Annotated in this window: 15 protein-coding genes; 7 read left to right on the top strand and 8 right to left on the bottom strand. The window is 59.2% G+C overall.

What is annotated here, in order from left to right:
• Positions 1 to 14: 14 nt before the first annotated feature.
• Positions 15 to 1,403: a sensor histidine kinase RegB gene (regB, locus tag JAO82_RS06200; RefSeq protein WP_198685490.1), complete on the bottom strand. Its 1,389-nt coding sequence runs from the start codon at positions 1,401 to 1,403 to the stop codon at positions 15 to 17.
• An 89-nt stretch (positions 1,404 to 1,492) separates the two neighbouring features.
• Here regB and JAO82_RS06195 point away from each other — a divergent pair, with 89 nt between their 5' ends.
• Positions 1,493 to 2,125: an SCO family protein gene (locus JAO82_RS06195; protein WP_198685489.1), complete on the top strand. Its 633-nt coding sequence runs from the start codon at positions 1,493 to 1,495 to the stop codon at positions 2,123 to 2,125.
• Positions 2,126 to 2,192: 67 nt separating this feature from the next.
• On the top strand, positions 2,193 to 2,747 hold the full coding sequence (locus JAO82_RS06190; protein ID WP_198685488.1) for an ActR/PrrA/RegA family redox response regulator transcription factor: 555 nt from the start codon (positions 2,193 to 2,195) through the stop codon (positions 2,745 to 2,747).
• Positions 2,748 to 2,753: 6 nt separating this feature from the next.
• Here the strand turns inward: JAO82_RS06190 and JAO82_RS06185 are convergent, their stop codons facing one another.
• Positions 2,754 to 3,347: an HD domain-containing protein gene (locus JAO82_RS06185; RefSeq protein ID WP_198685487.1), complete on the bottom strand. Its 594-nt coding sequence runs from the start codon at positions 3,345 to 3,347 to the stop codon at positions 2,754 to 2,756.
• A gap of 236 nt (positions 3,348 to 3,583) precedes the next feature.
• Here JAO82_RS06185 and ahcY point away from each other — a divergent pair, with 236 nt between their 5' ends.
• Together ahcY and JAO82_RS06175 are read left to right on the top strand one after the other, a co-directional pair.
• Entirely contained in the window at positions 3,584 to 4,975 is a 1,392-nt protein-coding gene (gene ahcY, locus JAO82_RS06180; protein WP_198685486.1) for an adenosylhomocysteinase, read from the top strand.
• A gap of 159 nt (positions 4,976 to 5,134) precedes the next feature.
• Positions 5,135 to 5,476 (top strand): DUF2853 family protein, encoded by a 342-nt coding sequence (locus tag JAO82_RS06175; protein WP_198685485.1) that lies wholly within the window; start codon positions 5,135 to 5,137, stop codon positions 5,474 to 5,476.
• Between the two features lie 102 nt (positions 5,477 to 5,578).
• On the opposite strand, the gene JAO82_RS06170 is transcribed toward JAO82_RS06175, so the two are convergent.
• The 3 genes from JAO82_RS06170 to tsaD all read right to left on the bottom strand — a co-directional run bounded on the left by JAO82_RS06170 (position 5,579) and on the right by tsaD (position 8,482).
• On the bottom strand, positions 5,579 to 6,265 hold the full coding sequence (locus tag JAO82_RS06170; protein WP_198685484.1) for a hypothetical protein: 687 nt from the start codon (positions 6,263 to 6,265) through the stop codon (positions 5,579 to 5,581).
• Between the two features lie 163 nt (positions 6,266 to 6,428).
• The gene (locus tag JAO82_RS06165) at positions 6,429 to 7,391 is read right to left on the bottom strand and encodes an NAD(P)H-dependent glycerol-3-phosphate dehydrogenase (RefSeq protein ID WP_198685483.1); all 963 of its coding nucleotides are present in this window, start codon (positions 7,389 to 7,391) and stop codon (positions 6,429 to 6,431) included.
• A complete protein-coding gene (gene tsaD, locus JAO82_RS06160; protein WP_198685482.1) occupies positions 7,388 to 8,482 on the bottom strand; it encodes a tRNA (adenosine(37)-N6)-threonylcarbamoyltransferase complex transferase subunit TsaD in 1,095 nt (364 codons plus the stop codon). The genes JAO82_RS06165 and tsaD overlap by 4 nt, the downstream gene beginning before the upstream one ends.
• A 79-nt stretch (positions 8,483 to 8,561) precedes the next feature.
• Between tsaD and JAO82_RS06155 the strand changes: the two genes are divergently transcribed.
• From JAO82_RS06155 to JAO82_RS06145, 3 genes are read left to right on the top strand one after another with little or no spacing between them, the layout of a single operon-like run.
• A complete protein-coding gene (locus tag JAO82_RS06155) occupies positions 8,562 to 9,296 on the top strand; it encodes a uroporphyrinogen-III synthase (RefSeq protein ID WP_232897262.1) in 735 nt (244 codons plus the stop codon).
• A gap of 52 nt (positions 9,297 to 9,348) precedes the next feature.
• Positions 9,349 to 10,671, top strand: coding sequence for a hypothetical protein (locus JAO82_RS06150; RefSeq protein WP_198685481.1), 1,323 nt, complete (start codon positions 9,349 to 9,351; stop codon positions 10,669 to 10,671).
• A 10-nt stretch (positions 10,672 to 10,681) separates the two neighbouring features.
• The gene (locus JAO82_RS06145) at positions 10,682 to 12,175 is read left to right on the top strand and encodes a heme biosynthesis protein HemY (protein ID WP_198685480.1); all 1,494 of its coding nucleotides are present in this window, start codon (positions 10,682 to 10,684) and stop codon (positions 12,173 to 12,175) included.
• A 279-nt stretch (positions 12,176 to 12,454) separates the two neighbouring features.
• Here the strand turns inward: JAO82_RS06145 and JAO82_RS06140 are convergent, their stop codons facing one another.
• The 3 genes from JAO82_RS06140 to JAO82_RS06130 form a co-directional block, all read right to left on the bottom strand.
• Positions 12,455 to 13,294, bottom strand: a complete 840-nt coding sequence (locus JAO82_RS06140; protein ID WP_198685479.1) for a c-type cytochrome — start codon at positions 13,292 to 13,294, stop codon at positions 12,455 to 12,457.
• A 565-nt stretch (positions 13,295 to 13,859) separates the two neighbouring features.
• Positions 13,860 to 15,119, bottom strand: coding sequence for a D-amino acid dehydrogenase (locus tag JAO82_RS06135; RefSeq protein ID WP_198685478.1), 1,260 nt, complete (start codon positions 15,117 to 15,119; stop codon positions 13,860 to 13,862).
• A 474-nt stretch (positions 15,120 to 15,593) separates the two neighbouring features.
• Positions 15,594 to 17,801, bottom strand: a complete 2,208-nt coding sequence (locus JAO82_RS06130; protein WP_332872496.1) for a glycosyltransferase family 2 protein — start codon at positions 17,799 to 17,801, stop codon at positions 15,594 to 15,596.
• Positions 17,802 to 17,888 lie beyond the last annotated feature (87 nt).

The raw sequence follows: 17,888 nt of genomic DNA, 5'->3' as shown, positions 1-17,888 counted from the left end.
CGACTAACGGATATCTAGGAAAACCGCTCGTTCCTGCCGTGAGCAGGGGCGATGCCGTCGGGGTGTGCATCGATCTTGTCACGCGGCCAAATAACTTCGACGACTGCGCCGCGCCGGGTATATTCTTTGCCGGGGTTGTTAAACGGGTTTGATCCATTGGCAAAGGTCAATTCGGCGCCGGTGCGCTCCAGCAGGATCTTTGCGATGAACAACCCTAGCCCCATGCCCTCATATTCGGGGCGTGTGGATGGGTCCGACGGGGCCGTGCGTCGGCGCATGAAAGGATCACCGATGCGCCCGATCAGCGTGGGCGGAAAGCCGTGTCCGTCATCCATGATACGTATTGCAATTTGGTCGTCGCTCCAGCGGGTCTCGATCCAGATATTAGCATCGGCGAAATCCACGGCATTCTGGATCAGATTGCGGAACCCGTGGATCAGTTCGGATTTACGCATGATTATAGGCTGGTGGTCGTCGTCACCGGGGACCTCTTCGAAATACACGGCCTTGCCGCGGTTCATATGGGGTTCTGCAGCCTCGGCCAGAACCGCGCTGAGCGGGGCTTGACGCAGGTGTAGATCATCTTTTCCGGCACGGCCCATATCGCGCAGAATATCGCGGCAGCGGTCGGCCTGTTCGCCGATCAGGGTAGCGTCTTCGCGCAGGTCGGGATTGTCGGCCAGTTCGTCTATTAGCTCGGAACTGGCCAGTTTGATGGTGGCCAGCGGGGTGCCCAGTTCATGTGCGGCGGCGGCCACCACGCCCCCCAAATCGGTCAGCTTTTGCTCGCGCGCCAGTGCCAGTTGGGTTGCCGCCAGTGCATCGTTCATTGACTGCATTTCCGAACTGACACGACGTGAATAAGCGCCCATGAACAGCGTGGCGATAATAATGGCGGTGCCATTGCCAAACAGGAATATGTCCGGCATCTGCAATACCGATCCATCCGGCAACAGCAATGGCAGATGAAATTGAGCCAGAAGCGTCACCAGCGTAATCGCGCTGGCGCCGATAATCAAGGTCGAGCGCAGACCCATCACACTGGCCGCCACCGTCACCGGCCCCAGCAATAGCATGGCGAACGGATTGTTCAGCCCCCCGGTCAGATACAGAAGTAGCGCCAGTTGCAGCAGGTCGAACAGCACCGTAATCAGGGTTTCGGGTTCAGATAGGCGCTTGTTTTCCGGATAGACAAACATCGCGATCAGGTTGCCGATCATCGACACGCCCACCGCCATATAGCAAAGCCCTAGTTCAAGCTGGATTTGATAGACCTGATGGGCCACTTTGATCGCGGCAAGTTGACCGACAATGGCGAACCAACGCAACAGGATCAGCGTGCGCAGCCGAATCCAGTTTCGCTGTGTACGCCCGTCCAGCAGGCTGACATCGGACTCGATCATGGAAAATCCATTTCAGTTGTAACCGCTACTCAGTTTGATAGAAGTGCGGGCCGGAACGATCAACCGTTCTGCCAGCCCGGAGAGACCAGATGAAACCGATTCATGCTATTGTCGCCGCTATCGTCGTGCTTGTCATCGCGGTTGCGGGCGCAGTCTGGTGGCGGACCATGGCAAGCGATGATGGCGACAAGTTCGCGCAGTGTCGCGGCGGGCAGATCGCCGGTGGCGCGGCCCAGATTGGCGGGCCGTTTGAATTGGTTAACGCTCAGGGTCAAACCGTGACGGATACGGAAGTGATTACCCAGCCCACCCTCATCTATTTCGGCTATACATTTTGCCCTGATGTCTGTCCGCTGGATGTCGCCCGCAACGCTGCCGCTGTGGATATTCTGGAAGAGCGAGGCCAGATGGTCACGCCGGTTTTCATCTCGATCGATCCCAAGCGCGACACGCCGAAGGTGGTCGGTGACTTTGCGGACAATATGCACCAGCGGATGGTCGGGCTGACCGGTTCGCCCGAACAGGTCAAGGCGGCCAGCCAAGCCTATAAGACCTATTACAACGCCCATCCGGCCGAGGACGATTTCTATCTGGTCGATCATTCGACCTTTTCCTATCTGGTCCTGCCGGATTCCGGTTTTGTCGAGTTTTTTCGCCGCGATACCGGCCCGGAAGAGATGGCAGACAAGATCGGATGTTATCTTGAGGCGGCAGGCTGGTGACAGCGTGTTTGACCTTTTCCCGCTGCCTGTTAATATTTCCATTCCTACCTAATAACCTGAGGTGAGCATGGCCGACGCGTCAAAGCCAGAGATCGGACCGGACAAATCGCTTCTGTTGGTGGATGATGACGAAGTTTTCGTGCGCCGATTGGCCAAGGCCATGGAAAAGCGCGGCTTTGAGGTGGAAACAGCCCAATCCGTTGCTGGAGGCAAGGCAATCGCCACGGCCCGCCCGCCGGCCTATGCGGTGATCGATCTGCGGCTTGATGACGGGAATGGGCTAGATGTGGTCGAGGTGCTGCGTGACCGCCGCCCCGATAGCCGGATTGTTGTGCTGACCGGCTATGGCGCGATTGCCACCGCTGTCGCGGCGGTCAAGATCGGGGCGACAGATTACCTGTCCAAACCCGCCGATGCCACGGATATCACCAATGCCTTGCTGGCGACGCCCGATGAAATGCCCCCGCCGCCGGAAAATCCGATGAGCGCGGATCGCGTGCGTTGGGAACATATCCAGCGGGTTTACGAGCTTTGTGATCGCAATGTCAGCGAAACCGCGCGACGTCTGGGCATGCACCGCCGTACATTGCAGCGCATCTTGGCCAAGCGCAGCCCGCGCTAGGCGCGCTCACAATTGCGCCAGCAATTCCTCGTGGCGCTGTGTATAAGCATCGCGCGCCAATTTGGGCGCACGCAACTGGATATCCAGCCCTTGGATCATTTCGGCCTTGGGTTTGCCAAACAGCTTATCGGCTTCGGCTTGGGTAAACCCTGCGATGCGGGTCGCCTCCATCCAGGCGCTGACACGGTCGGCGCGCTTGATCTGGCGTTTAACTGTGGCGGGCAGGATCGCGGGCAGGCCAAAGCGCATATGGATCGCCGCCGAAAGACGGTCATCCAGATCGCTATATCCGGGTCCGACCGCGTCCTTTACCGGGGAAATCAGATCACCGATCACATATTCCGGAGCGTCGTGCAGCAGCGCGGCCAACCGCCATTTCACCGGGGCATCCGGCGCGAGCCGTCCGAACAAGGTTTCGACCAACAGCGAATGTTCCGCGACGGAGTAGGCGTAATCGCCCCGTGTCTGGCCGTTCCAGCGTGCGACGAAGGCCAGCCCGTGGGCGATGTCTTCGATTTCGATATCCACCGGTGTGGGGTCCAGCAGATCCAGCCGGCGGCCAGAAAGCATGCGCTGCCAGGCGCGTCGGATTCTGGGCATCACAGGCTCCGCATCAGGTCAAGATCTCGCGCAGAATATGCACCGGCGAAGGATTGTCCAGATCGGTGCCGGAAGATCACACGGCCCAGCTTTGATTGGTCGGGGAGTTGATCGCAGCGCGCGCATGCGGCGCGGCGACTGCTTCAAAAAGACCCGGCACCCAGGCGACACGCGCCATTGAGGCGGACTGCGCAAGATGGTAACCGATTCGCGATCGCAACGTTAGGGAGCCTCGAATGGCACAGGACTATATTATCAGGGATATTTCACTGGCCGAGTATGGTCGCAAGGAATTGGATATCGCTGAAACCGAGATGCCTGGCCTGATGGCCCTGCGCGAGGAGTATGGCGAAAGCAAACCGCTCAAGGGCGCACGGATCGCCGGCAGCCTGCACATGACGATTCAGACGGCGGCCTTGATCGAGACCTTGACCGCGCTCGGGGCCGATGTCCGCTGGGCCTCGTGCAATATTTTTTCCACTCAGGACCACGCTGCGGCGGCTATTGCTGCCACCGGTGTGCCGGTCTTTGCGTTCAAGGGTGAAACGCTGGAAGAATACTGGGATTATGCCGACCGGATCTTTCAGTTTGAAGGGGGTGCGAACCTGATCCTGGACGATGGCGGCGACGCGACGCTTTATATTCTGATGGGCGCGCGGGTCGAAGAGGGCGAGGAAGAATTGATCGCCACCCCTACCAGCGAAGAGGAAGAGGCGCTTTTCGCCCAGATTCGCAAGCGGATGGCAGAGACGCCCGGCTGGTTCGTGAAACAGCGCGACATGTTGCAAGGCGTGTCCGAGGAAACCACCACCGGTGTGCATCGCCTGTACCAGATGATGGAAAGCGGCCACCTGCCGTTCCCGGCGATTAACGTCAATGACAGCGTCACCAAGTCGAAATTCGACAACAAATACGGCTGCAAGGAATCGCTGGTTGATGGCATTCGCCGGGCTACCGATACGATGATGGCGGGCAAGGTCGCGGTCGTCTGCGGCTATGGCGACGTTGGCAAGGGCAGCGCCGCCAGCCTCAGCGGTGCGGGAGCACGGGTGAAAGTGACCGAGATCGACCCGATCTGCGCGCTCCAGGCGGCAATGGATGGTTACGAGGTGACGACGCTGGAAGATGCGGTGAAGACCGCCGATATCTTCATCACCACCACCGGCAACAAGGACGTGATCCGCATCGAACATATGCGCGAGATGAAGGATATGGCCATCGTCGGCAATATCGGCCATTTCGACAATGAAATTCAGGTCGCGGCGCTGAAAAACCACAAATGGACCAATATCAAGGAACAGGTGGACATGATCGAGATGCCCTCGGGCAATCGGATCATCCTGCTCTCTGAGGGGCGTCTGCTGAACCTTGGCAACGCCACCGGTCATCCCAGCTTTGTGATGTCGGCCAGCTTTACCAACCAGACCCTCGCGCAGATCGAACTTTGGACCCGGGGCGATCAGTATGAGAACAAGGTTTATGTTCTGCCCAAACATCTGGACGAAAAGGTGGCGCGTTTGCACCTTGCCAAGGTCGGCGTAAAACTTAGCCAACTGAGCGACGATCAGGCCGCTTATATCGGCGTCAGCCCGGATGGACCTTTCAAGCCCGAACATTACCGATACTGATTTGGATGGCGGTCGCTCTGTGAACGGAGTGGCCGCCACGGAACAAAGCCACCAGAAATAAAGATTGTGTGATCGTCAGGGTCCGCTAGACTTTGTGCGGCATGGTGTCGTTGGTTCAGACAGCACACGCATGCGCGTATTGGTAGCGGGAGAAGTGTTTTGGGTAAGCGCGACGATTTGATTGCACGATATGCGGACGATCTGCGAAACAAATGCGGGATGACGCCGGACATGGACCTTTTGACCAAGGTCACCATCGGCTGCGGCCCGGCAATTTATAACGACGACGCGGCAACAGTCGCAGGCTCGCAGGAAAGTGAGCTTGAAACCGTGAAGAACAATTTTTTGATCAAGAAACTGGGCTTGCCGGACGGTCCCGAATTGATGTCAGCCATTGACACGGCAATCGACACCTATGGCCGGTCCGAGCGCAACAAATACCGCGCGGTTGTCTATTACATGCTGACCAAACATTTCGGCAAAGAGTCGGTCTACGGCTAACTGGTCTGGCCTCGCGATTGCAGCGCCCGCCGACTCTGGCGGCCGCCTCGCATTTGAGCTTTCGCATCATGGTTCCGGTAGCATGTGACCCCTGAACCCCTGTCACAAGACCGAGCGTTTCCTGAAATAAAAGTCCGCACTCAGTATGATCGCCACAGCGAACATGATCGGTATGCCCAGTTCGCCGATCTCTTCAACAACAGTGGCAGTCTGTTCTACGGATTTGGAAATTGTGATATTAAAGTCAGCCAATTTTCTGCCAAGTCCGTCGACCGACTTGGTAACGACAATAAGCACCAGGCTGCTTAGTACGGCCAGTTCGCTTGGCTTGGCTGCGATCAAACCGGATATGAAAGCACGGGTTTCGTTGACCAGAATGGAAATCAGTAAGGCCACCAACAAAACCAGAAGCATGATTGAGATGATTTTCTCGGGAAACCCCACCATGTCTCCGGTATATTGACGGGCCTTCAAAAGCCCTAAAGTGAAGTGAGACTTGTCATAATCGAGTTCGCGTAACGCAAAAAGAATTATCAATGCCGAGAAGTACCAGCGCTCGCGTACCTTCTGCCAAGGCCAGCAGGACCAAATAAGCAAAAGGCAGACCCCATAGCCCAAAACGGTCAAATTCTCGAAAAAACCTCCTTCGGCAAGTAGATGTTTTTGGTCTTCCGCACTGAAGAAATGCAAGATGCCGATGGTGGCGAGTATGAGCATGAGCGCAGCCAAGAGAAAGAAATAGCTGCCCGATTTTAAATCTGCCCCGGTGTTTTTACCCGTCATTGTCATATTCCAATCTTCTTTTCCGTATCATCCTTCAGTCAAGCCACACGTTCATTTTCGTACAGACTTCAATGGTATCTGCGACTCAAGGCGGTCGCGTCCTTGACCTTTGGCTGGCTCAGAACACGGGTCCGTGAATCTGGTTTTGAACCGCCGGTAAGTTGTCGCGTCATTCCTCTTTCAGGGGGCGCGCCAGCAGGCGTGACATCGCGCTTTCAGGGGTCAGGGCGCTGTCCAAAAGGCCGACCACGATTTCGGTGATCGGCATATCTAGCCCCATCTGTTCAGCCTTGGCGGCAACCGCTCGTGCGGTGGCTGCGCCCTCGACCGTGATGGAGGGGTCAAAACCTTCGCCCCGGCCGATGGCCAGCCCAAGCTGATAGTTGCGAGACTGATCCGATGTGCAGGTCAGCGCCAGATCACCAAAACCTGACAGCCCCGCCAGCGTCTCGGCCCGCGCGCCAAGGGCCAGCGCCATGCGCTGCATCTCGGCATAGCCCCGCGTCATCAGTGCGGCGCGCGCGCTGGCGCCCATCCCCGCGCCGATCACTGTACCGCAGGCAATGGCGATCACGTTTTTCAATGCCCCGCCAAGTTCGGCGCCAATCACATCTGTGGTGCGGTAGAGCCTGATATTGGCTGTGCTGAGCAATTGTTGAAGCCGGACACCACGTTGGGCATTTTCGGTGGCCAGAGTCAGCGCGGTGGGCAAGCCCCGCGCGATATCATGCGCGAAACTGGGACCGGTCAGCAGCGCACAGGGCGTTTCGGGCAGCACCTGCCCGATCACGGCGCAAGGCCCAATGCCAGTTTCCAGTTCGATTCCCTTGCAGCAGGCAACCAGCGTGGCGTGGCGTAATGCACTGGCGTGTTCGCTCAGCACGCGGCGCAATTGCTGCATGGGCACGGCCAGCAGCACGGTTTCATGTTGCGCGGCCTGATCAAACTCGGCGGTTGCGGTCAGCCCAGAAGGCAGCGCGACACCGGGCAGGCGGCGCGTGTTTTGGCCTGTGTCCTGCATTTCTTGCGCGTGGTCTTGGTCGCGCGTCCACAGGCAAACCGGCCCGTTCGCGGTCAGCGAGATCGCCAGTGCCGTGCCGAATGCTCCAGCGCCGATGACGGCAATGCTCATGCTTTTGCCCCCTTCTTGCCGCTGCCCAGCATCGCCGGGCTGCTTTGATCCAACGGCCAGCGCGGGCGGGCGGCGAGATCCATGCCATCGCGCGCGCCGAGGCGGAACCGCTCGATCCCGGTATAGGCGATCATTGCGGCGTTATCGGTACATAAGGCCAGCGGGGGCGCGACGAAGGCAACTTTGCTTTGCGCGCAAACCGCCTCCAATGCGGCCCGGATCGTGCCATTGGCAGCGACGCCGCCGGCCACGGCCATCACTGGCGCGGCGGGGTCTTGCGTCAGGTATAGCGCCAGTGCGCGGCGGCTTTTCTCGGCCAGCACATCGGTCACGGCCTGCTGGAATCCGGCGCAGAGATCGGCGCGGTCTTGCCGGGTTAGCCCTCCCTTATCGAGGGCGATGATGTCGCGTTGGCGCAGCACGGCGGTTTTCAATCCGGAAAACGACAGATCGCATCCGGCCCGATCCAACAGTGGGCGGGGGAGGGCGAAATGGGCCGCATCGCCCTTGCGCGCCTCGGCTTCGACCGCAGGGCCACCCGGTTGCGCCAGACCTAGAAGACGGGCGACCTTGTCAAAGGCCTCGCCCGGCGCGTCGTCGATGGTGCCGCCCAGTCGCGTGAAACTCTCGGTGCCGTGGGCGATCAGGAACTGGCAATGCCCGCCCGAGACCAGCAGCACCAAATAGGGAAAGTCGACGTTATCGGTCAAACGCGGCGTCAGCGCGTGGCCGGCCAGATGGTTGACCGCGATCAATGGCAGACCGGTCGCGGCACAGATGCCTTTGGCGCACATGACGCCAGCCACCACGCCGCCGATCAGCCCCGGCCCGGCAGTGACGGCAACCGCATCCAGATCGGCCAGCGTCAGGCCCGCATCATGCAGTGCCTGTATCACGCAGATATCCAGTTTCTCGGCATGGGCCCGCGCTGCCAGTTCCGGTACGACACCCCCATAAGCGCTGTGCAGATCATCCTGACTATGCACAATCGAGGACAAAATTTGCGCCCCGTCCCGTCCCTGCCGCACCACGGCGGCGGCGGTATCGTCGCAGCTGCTCTCCAACCCTAAAACCGTTACTGTCCGCACCATGTGCCTGCCCGTTGCAACCCCGCTTCTTGGCAGGTAACACTCGGACAGCCTGCAAACAATCCCGAGAGAGCCTACCGCGATGGTGGAAACCACCCTGCTGATGACCCGCCCCCGCGTCTCTGGCGAACGTTTTGTGGCGGACCTGCCCGCCGTACTGCGCGAGCGACTGACCGTCTGCCATTCTCCGTTGCTGCGAATCGTACCGATTGCTGAGCAGATCGATCTTGATGACGCGCGCGGACTTATTTTTACGTCGGCCAATGGGGTTGCCATTGCGGCAGACGTGACCGACCGACGGAATCTGCCTTGTTACTGCGTCGGAGCGTGGACCACTCAGACCGCGCGTAAACTCGGCTGGCAGGCCCGCATGGTGGGCGAGGACGCCGCCGAACTGATTGCCACATTGCGCGCTAATCCACCGCAGGGGCCGTTATTGCATTTGCGCGGACGTCACGGGAGTGGTGATATTGCCGGAGAACTTGCCCCAGTCGGATGCAGTGTGGTGGTGCAGGTGATCTACGAACAGGAAGTCCTGCCGCTTACGGATGCCGCGCAGGCCACGCTGAACGGTCCGGGACAGGTTATCGTGCCGTTATTTTCACCCAGAACCGCCCAGCAATTTGCCCGGGTTGCGCAGATCGGTGCGGAAGTACATGCCGTTGCGATCAGCGAAGCGGCGGCTCGGCCTTTGCGCGATCTGCCCCTGAAACGGTTGATCGTGGCATCACGACCAACCGCCGCGGCGCTGGCGGATGGCGTTGAAATACTTGCTAATCAGGCAAGTCGGGTTGAGGGTGGCCCAAGCGCGAAGTAAGGTTTTCCGGTGCAGGACAAGTATCGGGTCAGAATCAAGAGGGATCATCACGGTGGCCGACAAGAAAGACTCCACGCCAAAAGCCGACGATAAGACCCAGGACAAGTCCGCGGAAAACCCAAAGACGACCGGCGGCGACGGTTCGAAGGCCGCAAACAAGGTGCCTGCATCCAAACCGCAAAGCGCGACCTCGGGCGATCCCCTTGTCATGCCGGAAGAAAGCAAAGCCGCGCCCGAGGCCAAAAGCCCGCTGCCGAAGAAACCCAAGACAACCAAGCCCCGGTCCAAGCCGGAACCTGTGAAATCCGAGCCCCTGTCAGATGAAAAAACCGCCGATCGGGTGATCGAAAGACGGCGGGGGTTTGTACCCGCGCTGCTGGGCGGTATCCTTGCGGCAATGCTTGGATTTCTGGCGGCACGCGCCGACTTGGTGGATCAATTTCTGCCCAAGGCGCTGCAATCGGGGAAAACCGGTGCGGAAATCGCGGCACTCCGCGACGAGGTTGCTGCACATGATACCGCAATCAGCGGTTTGAGCGCCAACATTGAAGGGTTGCCGATTCCCGATCTGACCCCCCTTGAAACCGGGCTAGCCGATTTGACGGCTCAGATTGACCCGTTGACCGAGCGCTTGGACATTATCACCGCAGAACTTCAGCAGATTCAGACCCGGCTTGGTCCCATGGATGACCGCTTGACCGAACTTGAAAAACGCCCGCTAACGCAAGGCGTTTCGCAAAGCGCGATTGCCGCCTACGAGCGCGAGTTGCAGACACTGCAAAGTTCGGTCGCCGAACAACGTGCCGAGATGCAGGCGCTGGTCGAACAAGCTCGTCAGATGGAGGCCGACGCCCGCGCCAAGGAAGATCAGGCGGCCATTGCCGCGCAGAAAGCGATGAATCGCACTGCCGTTGCCCAGATGCGCGCAGCTTTGGATTCGGGACGTCCTTATATGGATCAGGTGCAGTTGCTTGAGAGCAATGATGTTTCCGTTCCCGCAGTCCTGTCAGGCCCGGCAGCGGAAGGTGTCGCCACGATTGCGGCACTGCAGACCGATTTTCCACCGGCGGCGCGCAATGCATTGGCAGCGGTTCGAGCCCAGAGCGCCGACGGATCCCATAGTTTTGGAACCTTTCTGCAACGCCAACTTGGTGCGCGCTCGGTCGCGCCACGCGACGGAAACGATCCGGACGCGATCCTGTCGCGGGCCGAGGCAGCGTTGACCAATGGCGACCTGTCGCGCGCATTGCGAGAGATCGACAGTCTGACTGAGGCGGCCAAACCGCCGCTGGATGGTTGGCGCGAGCGGGCGGAAAGCCGGCTGGCCGCAATCGAGGCGGCTGATGATCTGGCGCAAAGCCTGAACGCAAATTGAAGGACGTCCCATGCTTTGGTCCCTGATCAAGATCCTGGTTTTCGTGGCGATCACCGCCGCATTGGCGCTGGGCGCGAGCTATCTTCTGGAAACCGACGGCGGTGTGCAGATCACCGTGGCAGGCACGGAATACACATTAGGGCCGTTGCAATCGGTCATCGCCGGGCTGCTGCTGATTGTGGCGGTCTGGGTCTTATTGAAATTGCTGGCATTGCTGGGCGCGGTTCTAAGGTTCCTGAGCGGCGATGAAACTGCTCTGTCACGTTACTTTGACCGCAGCCGTGAACAGCGTGGATTTCAGGCGCTGGCCGACGGGTTGATGGCTCTGGCTTCGGGTGAGGGGCGGTTGGCGCTGAACAAGGCCAAAAAGGCCGAAAAATATCTCAAACAACCGGCGCTGACCAATCTGCTCAAGGCGCAGGCGGCGGAACTTGCCGGTGATCGCGCCACCGCAACCGAGACCTATCAAAAACTGGTGGCGGATGAACGCACCCGCTTTGTCGGAATTCGCGGTATCCTCAAGCAGAAGGTCGCCGACGGGGATACTGAAACCGCGCGCAAACTGGCCGAAAAGGCGTTCGCCCTGAAGCCAAAGCACGAGGAAACGCAAGATCTTCTTCTAAAACTTCAGGCGCAGGCGCACGATTGGGCTGGTGCGCGCAGCACCCTGAATGCCAAGCTGAAATCCGGTACGCTGCCGCGCGATGTCCATACCCGCCGTGACGCGGTTCTGGCCCTGTCCGAGGCGCGCGACGTGATCGACGAAGAGGCCACAATCGAGGCGCGCGAGAAGGCGATCGAGGCAAACCGCCTGTCACCTGATCTGGTCCCGGCAGCGGCAATGGCAGCGCGCTCCTATCTTGCCCGCAACAAGCCGCGCAATGCCACGCGTATCTTAAGAAAGGCGTGGGATGTTCAGCCGCATCCCGATCTGGCGGCAGCCTTTGCCGAGATCAAACCTGACGAAACGCCAATCGAGCGCATCAAACGCTTTACTGCGCTGACGCGGCTTCACCCCGACCACCCTGAAACCCGCCTGTTGCGGGCCGAACTGCACATTGCCGCCGAAGATTTCCCCGAGGCCCGTCGCGCGCTTGGCGATCTCCCGCATGCCGCCGCAGACGCGCGCGCGCTGACCTTGATGGCGGCCATCGAACGTGGCGAAGGCGCATCGGACGCGGTGGTGCATGGGTGGTTGACCAAAGCGCTGAGCGCCCCGCGTGGCCCGCAATGGGTCTGCACGAATTGCCAGCATATCCACGGTGATTGGACACCGATCTGCACCAATTGCGAGAGCTTTGACACATTGAGCTGGGAAACCCCCGAAGCGCAGCACTATGCATCGGCCACCGGCGCGCATCTGCTACCTCTGATCGTCGGCAAGCCCGATAGTTCAGAGCCTGCGCCGGATCATAAAGATATTCCCGACGCCAACCTTGTTGACGTATCGGCGCTGGAAAAAGGGGACGAGGCTGATCGACCAAAGGACGAGCCAGAAAAATAATACCTCTCGGCGCCGGACACATTCGCACCCGTGCGTCGGAGCAAGCTTTATAGAACCGCAAGCAGGTTCAAGAGTTAAGATTTGGCAGAGGGTCGGCGCTCTGACACTCCCGATTAACAACGAGCGAGCGGGTCGTTAGACCATGTTGCGCTAACGCGGTTTCATAACCTGCGGCCTTAAAGAAGTTATAGCGCCCCGCTTTGGTCAACAGGTCGCAGACTTGCCCGACGGCCTTGGTACCGGTCGTGTGGCTCCCCAGGCTTAATGAGGTTATGTGGGTCAGGGAACGCGCGCCGGCAGAGTCCTGAGATAAGCAACGATCGCGCGCACGTCTTGCTCAGCCATTCCCCTGTAAAAGCTATAACCCATCGGCCCTGCCATAGCCGATCCATCTGGCCGGTGGCCGGTTCGGATCATGTTGATGACTTCTTCGTCGCTCCAGCGAGCGAGCGCATCCGGGGCGGATGTCAGGTTGGCGGTGACGGCGATGCCCCAAGGTCCTTCCAAGATCTGGCCACCGGCGCCAAGCCGTGAGGCATAGTCGAAATGGCCGGCCTCCGTCATTGGTGTGTGGCACTCGATACAATGGGCGACTGGGCCTGCCAGATAAGCGCCGTATTCGACCGTTTCGCCCGGCGCGACATCCGCAACGAAACTGACCGGAGGGCCGTAGCTGCTGGGCAGCTCTATCCGGTAGCGTGAGCGGGGTAGATCGCTCTCGACGGCGGGAACAGTCCGCAAATAGGCAATTATCGCCGCGAGGTCGCTGTCCGAAAGGCGTCGGTAGAGTTCGATCGGCATTGGCGGACCGATCAAGGTGCCATCCGGGCGAATGCCCTCGCGGATTGCGATAGAAAGTTCTTCATCAGACCAGCCACCGATCCCTGCAGGAGTGATGTTAGGTGCATAGGCGTCGAAACCTGGCGTCGAAATCACAAAGCGGCCCGATAGTTCCTTACCGGCGATCTCTCCGGTGGCATCAAGCGGCGAATGGCAGTTGCCACAGGCCGCAACGTGTTTCACGAGATAAGCGCCGCGCTCGACCAAGTCGTCGGCGTAGGCCGGAAGCGTGCTGGCTGTGATTGAAAGCAGCGCTGAGACGAGACTGATCTTCACCATCTTCGTATCCCCAAAAGCGTCGCGGTCTAGGATATGACGCTGACGTCGACATTCTCGGGAGCGCGTCTTTGCTTCGGTCGATACCCGAAACTTGAAGACTGTCGCCCTCGCCGCATGCCAAGTATAGGGGCAATCAAGTAGTTTTGCGCGCCAAATTCCGACGCCAACGTCGATTTTGGGCGACTGATTTATAGACTGTGGACCCGCCCACGAAAGCTTCGAGCGGTTAAAGCCAGTCAGATCACGGGCCAAACGACGGGTGTTGGCCCCAACCCAAAATTGCGAGGTCGTGGGGATTCTTCGCGAATACCAGTCGCACTCGGGGACCTTAGACGCGTTTAGGCATGAGGGGTCGTTTCTGCCCAAAGAGATCCTTTTTGCATTCAGGGTGGCAGGCGCGAATGCCAGATCAGATTGGACCTTACATGGCAACTCGTCTCGTCCTGCATGCTCTCCCATATCTGCTACACGATGTTGCGATGGCGCTGCATTACCCGACGCTGCGCTGCCAACGAGGCAAGCAGCCGCGCCAAGAATTGGGTCTGGCTGGTCGTCAAGGCCAAGTTCAGCGTGCGTAACGCGCTGCGGTGAGCCCGTCGAAGGAGATTTCCGGTGTTTTGCCCAGCACCACATCCGCCACGGCGCGGCCCGAACCGCAGGCCATCGTCCAGCCCAGCGTTCCGTGCCCCGTGTTCAGGAACAGGTTGTCGTATTTCGTCGGCCCCAGAACAGGTGTTCCATCGGGGGTCATCGGCCGCAGGCCGGTCCAACCTTCGGCCTTGGAAATGTCGCCCCCCTTGGGGAACAGATCGCCGATGACATGTTTCACCGTGTCGGTAGCATGAGGGCCGAGGCGTTTGGAATATCCGGCAATTTCCGCCGTGCCCGCCACCCGGATGCGGTCGCCCAAACGAGTGATCGCGACTTTGTGGGTTTCGTCCATAATCGTGGACTGGGGGGCAAATTCGTCATTGGTAACCGGCAGGGTAACAGAGTAGCCCTTGATCGGATAGACTGGCAGCTTGATGCCAATTGGGGTCAGCACCTTCACCGCATAGCTGCCCATGGCGCAGACATAGGCATCGCCTGTGATCCGCCCGCTGATTTCCGTGTCTACACCCGCGACTTTGCCACCCTCGATGGCGATAGACTGGATCGCCTGTCCGTATTTGAATTCCACCCCCATCTCGAGGCATTTTTTGGTCAGCGCGATCGTGAACATCTGGCAGTCGCCGGTACGGTCGGCAAGCAGGCGCAGGCCCCCGACAAATTTGTCTCGTACCTCGGCCAAGGCGGGTTCAACCTCGATACAGGCATCGCGGCCAAGCACCTCGTAGGGGGAATCGTAGTCGGCCAGAATGTCCTGATCCGCCTTCGAGCCCGTCATCTGCTTGACCGTCCGGAAAAGCTGCAAAGTGCCCTGCGCACGTCCGTCGTATTCTATGCCGGTTTCGGCGATCAGTTCGGGCATGACATCGCGCGAATAGCTTGAGACACGCACCATGCGGCCCTTGTTGATGCGATAGCTGTCCTCATTGCAATTGCGCACCATCGAGACGCACCATTTCCACATGGTCGGGCTGATCAGGGGCCAGATAAACAGCGGACGGCGCTTCATGAACAGCCATTTGACCGCCTTCACCGGGATACCGGGCGCAGCCCAGGGCGAGGTCATACCATAACTCAACTGGCCCGCATTGGCATAGCTGGTTTCCTGCCCCGGTCCGGCCTGACGATCGATGACCACGACCTCTGCGCCCTGTTTGGCAAGATAATAGGCGGTGGTGACGCCAATAACGCCTGCACCCATAACGACAACTTTCATGAGAAATGTCCTCCATTTGTGTTCATGGTAGGATGCGGGCAAGGACCGAAAGTTGGTGACGGCGTGATCAGGCGGCATTTTGAAGTTGCTTGATTCCGTCCTTGAATTCAATCCCTTCAATGATCACAGGCATGGGGTTTGCGCCATTTGTTTTGAACTGACACTATCGGTTTGAACACCATGGCAAGGCACAGATCTGTGCAGAACCCAAAAGCGCCACCGGCAATTTCAAGCACAGGAGCTTGGGTGAGGCCACGCCGTTATCGATCGAGCAATAACGCCCCGCCCACTTGGAGCTTTCGCGGTCGCCTTCAGCGAGGCCGATGACCACTTTCTTGATCCCAGCCCTTCGAGGCCGAAAATACATCCCGCCCGCCAGATGTAGATGAGCCGTCGGGTGCTGAGATCACCCCGCTGCCAGCGGTCGCGACGTCAGCGACTCGCATTTCCGCGCGCAGAAACCGGGAGGAAAGCTCAGTGGTTGGTTTTCGCCTTCTCCACGGTAAAGAAAAACCTTTCATCGTGATCGGTCCACACGACCTCTTCAGGTATCGCATCCGGGCCAGAAAGGAATACATTTGCGCCAAAGTGCCGGTGCATCCGCGACAGTTTTTTCATTCGCGCGCCGGTCAGCTCCTGATAAAACGCTTGCTGCTCGGGGTCCTGTTTCAGTTCGGAGATCTTCGCCTCGTGAGCCACAACACAGGCGTGGTGTTGCTGGGCGATCTCGGGGTCTGACAGCAATTTTTCCAATTTTCGTTGCATCTTGGGAAGATGACGCTGGATCGAGCGGTCGGTGGTGGCGTTGTTGTTCATCCGGAACCAATAGGCCAGCCCCTGATCGCGGTCCACGTGATTGACCCGGCCGCGGTCGCGCTTGACCAGAAAGCTCTCGCAATTGCGCACCGCGTAATGGTTGAGCGACACCAAATCATAGCCATAGGTCTCGACCGTCGAGCGCCAGGCATTGCGGATCTCGTGTTTTGGCATCGGCTGGCCGGAGCCGTTGACCCAGCGCACGTGATCCCAAAGCTGCGGGTTCAGGCCTTTGGGGCGGTGCACGCCCAGTTTCTTGAAGATACCGGTATTGCGAAACAGGGTTTTGAAGCCCCAAGCCTGATGCGGTTTTGGTGACAGCTCCTCGGCGCAGCGCTCGAACTGCGCAATGGTTGGTTTGTCGCAAAAGCTGTCGATGTCTGCGTTTCCAAACAGCCGCCATGTGCACGAGATCATATTGGCATCCCCGATAGCAGCGTAAAGATCGCTCAGCAAACCTTCGCCGGTCTTGATATTGATGAATTCGTCCACGTCCATGCAGATGATCCAGTCGGCGTTCTGGATCAGGGGTTCGTGCTCGGCAGCCTGTAAAGCAGCGTGTTGCGGTTTCAGGTTCACCTGTCGGAATGGGTTTTCGCGGTGCTGGACCAGCCCCTTGCGTTGCAGCAGGTCGAACATCCGGTCGGTGCCGTCACTGCAATCATTGGTATAGACAAGGAAATCCTGCACCCCGATGGCGCGGTGATAGGCCAGCCATTCCAAAATGAACGGCCCCTCGTTCTTCATCGTGGTGACGATGGCCGTTCGATTGTCTTTCGTCTGCTCGGGCATGGAGAAATCAATCGCTGGAACGCGCACCGGGCTTGCATTGAATATGTCTTGAGCCAGCGCCAAAAGCGCGTCCTGTTCGACCAAACTTGATTTCGGGACGATCCGGCTGATCCTATTGATCGGATGGCGGATTGCCATGAAGCGGAAGAACGTACCGCCCGGCTGGCGCGCCGTCTCGGAGACCTGCAGGCATTTCAGAGACGCGCCTTGCGGTAATGTGGCGGGCGCAACACACCAGCGCTGGCGGTACAATGGTTTATCGAACTGGACGCAGATATGGTCAGCGAAACTCGGCGTTTGCCCCTTGCGCACCCGCCAGGGATAGCAATGCTGCCCCGTTAGCATCACCGCCACACCGGGTGATGCCGCAGCCATGTCGAAGGGCGAACCAGCCTGATGCGGCTGCAACAGATCATGCAGGTCGAAATTCGCAACGGCGCGCGCGCGGGGGAGGAACCGCTGCCGCGCGATTTCGTAGATCGACATTTCGGCCAAGGGCGCGCGCCAGCGATCAGCAGGGGGAACGTCCATTCGGTCGCGCCCCGGCGCTTCGGACAGGCAGAAGGGATGGGATTCCGGCGGCATATGCTGCGCGCCCAGCGGCACCTGCGAGAACACCACGACAACCTGCACCGCCGTGCCGGCTTTGTGCAACAGCGCATCGACTTCGTCCCAGAACCCCGGCTCCTCGCCGCTTTGAGCGCGCTCAAAGATCACCGCGCCGGTCAGGCCAAAGCGCGTATGGTGATAGGCCAACCATGCGGCCACGGTTTCGGCGGGCTCGTTGTTGCGGGTGGCGATGGTGACATTATCGCCTGCGAAAAGCTCCGGTTCCGTCTGCGAAACGGTGCTGCCGGGTTCCGGATCAGCGCATATCAACATCGGCGCGCCGTCGATCATCGCCTCGGCCAGCACCGGCTTCGACACCGCGGCCAGCGCCACGTCACGCACTGTACCCTTGGCAAAGAAATACCGCACCCGCTCCGCCGCCGTGTCTGCGACCAGATCCAATAGCTGCGCCTCGCCAAGCCTCTGCGACGCCAAATGACGGGTGATGATACGGGGTTTCATCATGGTTTTCCGAAATATCAAGGTATTTGATTGTCATTCACTACAACAAATTGCCCATGATCGGAAATCCAATCTGCTGCCGCATCACTT

Source organism: Pontibaca salina (assembly GCF_016307205.1).
Lineage (GTDB): Bacteria > Pseudomonadota > Alphaproteobacteria > Rhodobacterales > Rhodobacteraceae > Pontibaca > Pontibaca salina.
The sequence above is the reverse complement of the archived record's forward strand: the minus strand, read 5'-3'. Positions and strand labels throughout refer to the sequence as shown.

Excerpts from the sequence above, each read along its gene's own strand:
- regB (WP_198685490.1), bottom strand. The coding sequence starts at position 1,403 with ATGATCGAGTCCGATGTCAGCCTGCTGGACGGGCGTACACAGCGAAAC.
- JAO82_RS06195 (WP_198685489.1), top strand. The coding sequence starts at position 1,493 with ATGAAACCGATTCATGCTATTGTCGCCGCTATCGTCGTGCTTGTCATC.
- JAO82_RS06190 (WP_198685488.1), top strand. The coding sequence starts at position 2,193 with ATGGCCGACGCGTCAAAGCCAGAGATCGGACCGGACAAATCGCTTCTG.
- JAO82_RS06185 (WP_198685487.1), bottom strand. The coding sequence starts at position 3,347 with ATGCCCAGAATCCGACGCGCCTGGCAGCGCATGCTTTCTGGCCGCCGG.
- ahcY (WP_198685486.1), top strand. The coding sequence starts at position 3,584 with ATGGCACAGGACTATATTATCAGGGATATTTCACTGGCCGAGTATGGT.
- JAO82_RS06170 (WP_198685484.1), bottom strand. The coding sequence starts at position 6,265 with ATGACAATGACGGGTAAAAACACCGGGGCAGATTTAAAATCGGGCAGC.
- JAO82_RS06165 (WP_198685483.1), bottom strand. The coding sequence starts at position 7,391 with ATGAGCATTGCCGTCATCGGCGCTGGAGCATTCGGCACGGCACTGGCG.
- tsaD (WP_198685482.1), bottom strand. The coding sequence starts at position 8,482 with ATGGTGCGGACAGTAACGGTTTTAGGGTTGGAGAGCAGCTGCGACGAT.
- JAO82_RS06155 (WP_232897262.1), top strand. The coding sequence starts at position 8,562 with ATGGTGGAAACCACCCTGCTGATGACCCGCCCCCGCGTCTCTGGCGAA.
- JAO82_RS06145 (WP_198685480.1), top strand. The coding sequence starts at position 10,682 with ATGCTTTGGTCCCTGATCAAGATCCTGGTTTTCGTGGCGATCACCGCC.
- JAO82_RS06140 (WP_198685479.1), bottom strand. The coding sequence starts at position 13,294 with ATGGTGAAGATCAGTCTCGTCTCAGCGCTGCTTTCAATCACAGCCAGC.
- JAO82_RS06135 (WP_198685478.1), bottom strand. The coding sequence starts at position 15,119 with ATGAAAGTTGTCGTTATGGGTGCAGGCGTTATTGGCGTCACCACCGCC.
- JAO82_RS06130 (WP_332872496.1), bottom strand. The coding sequence starts at position 17,801 with ATGATGAAACCCCGTATCATCACCCGTCATTTGGCGTCGCAGAGGCTT.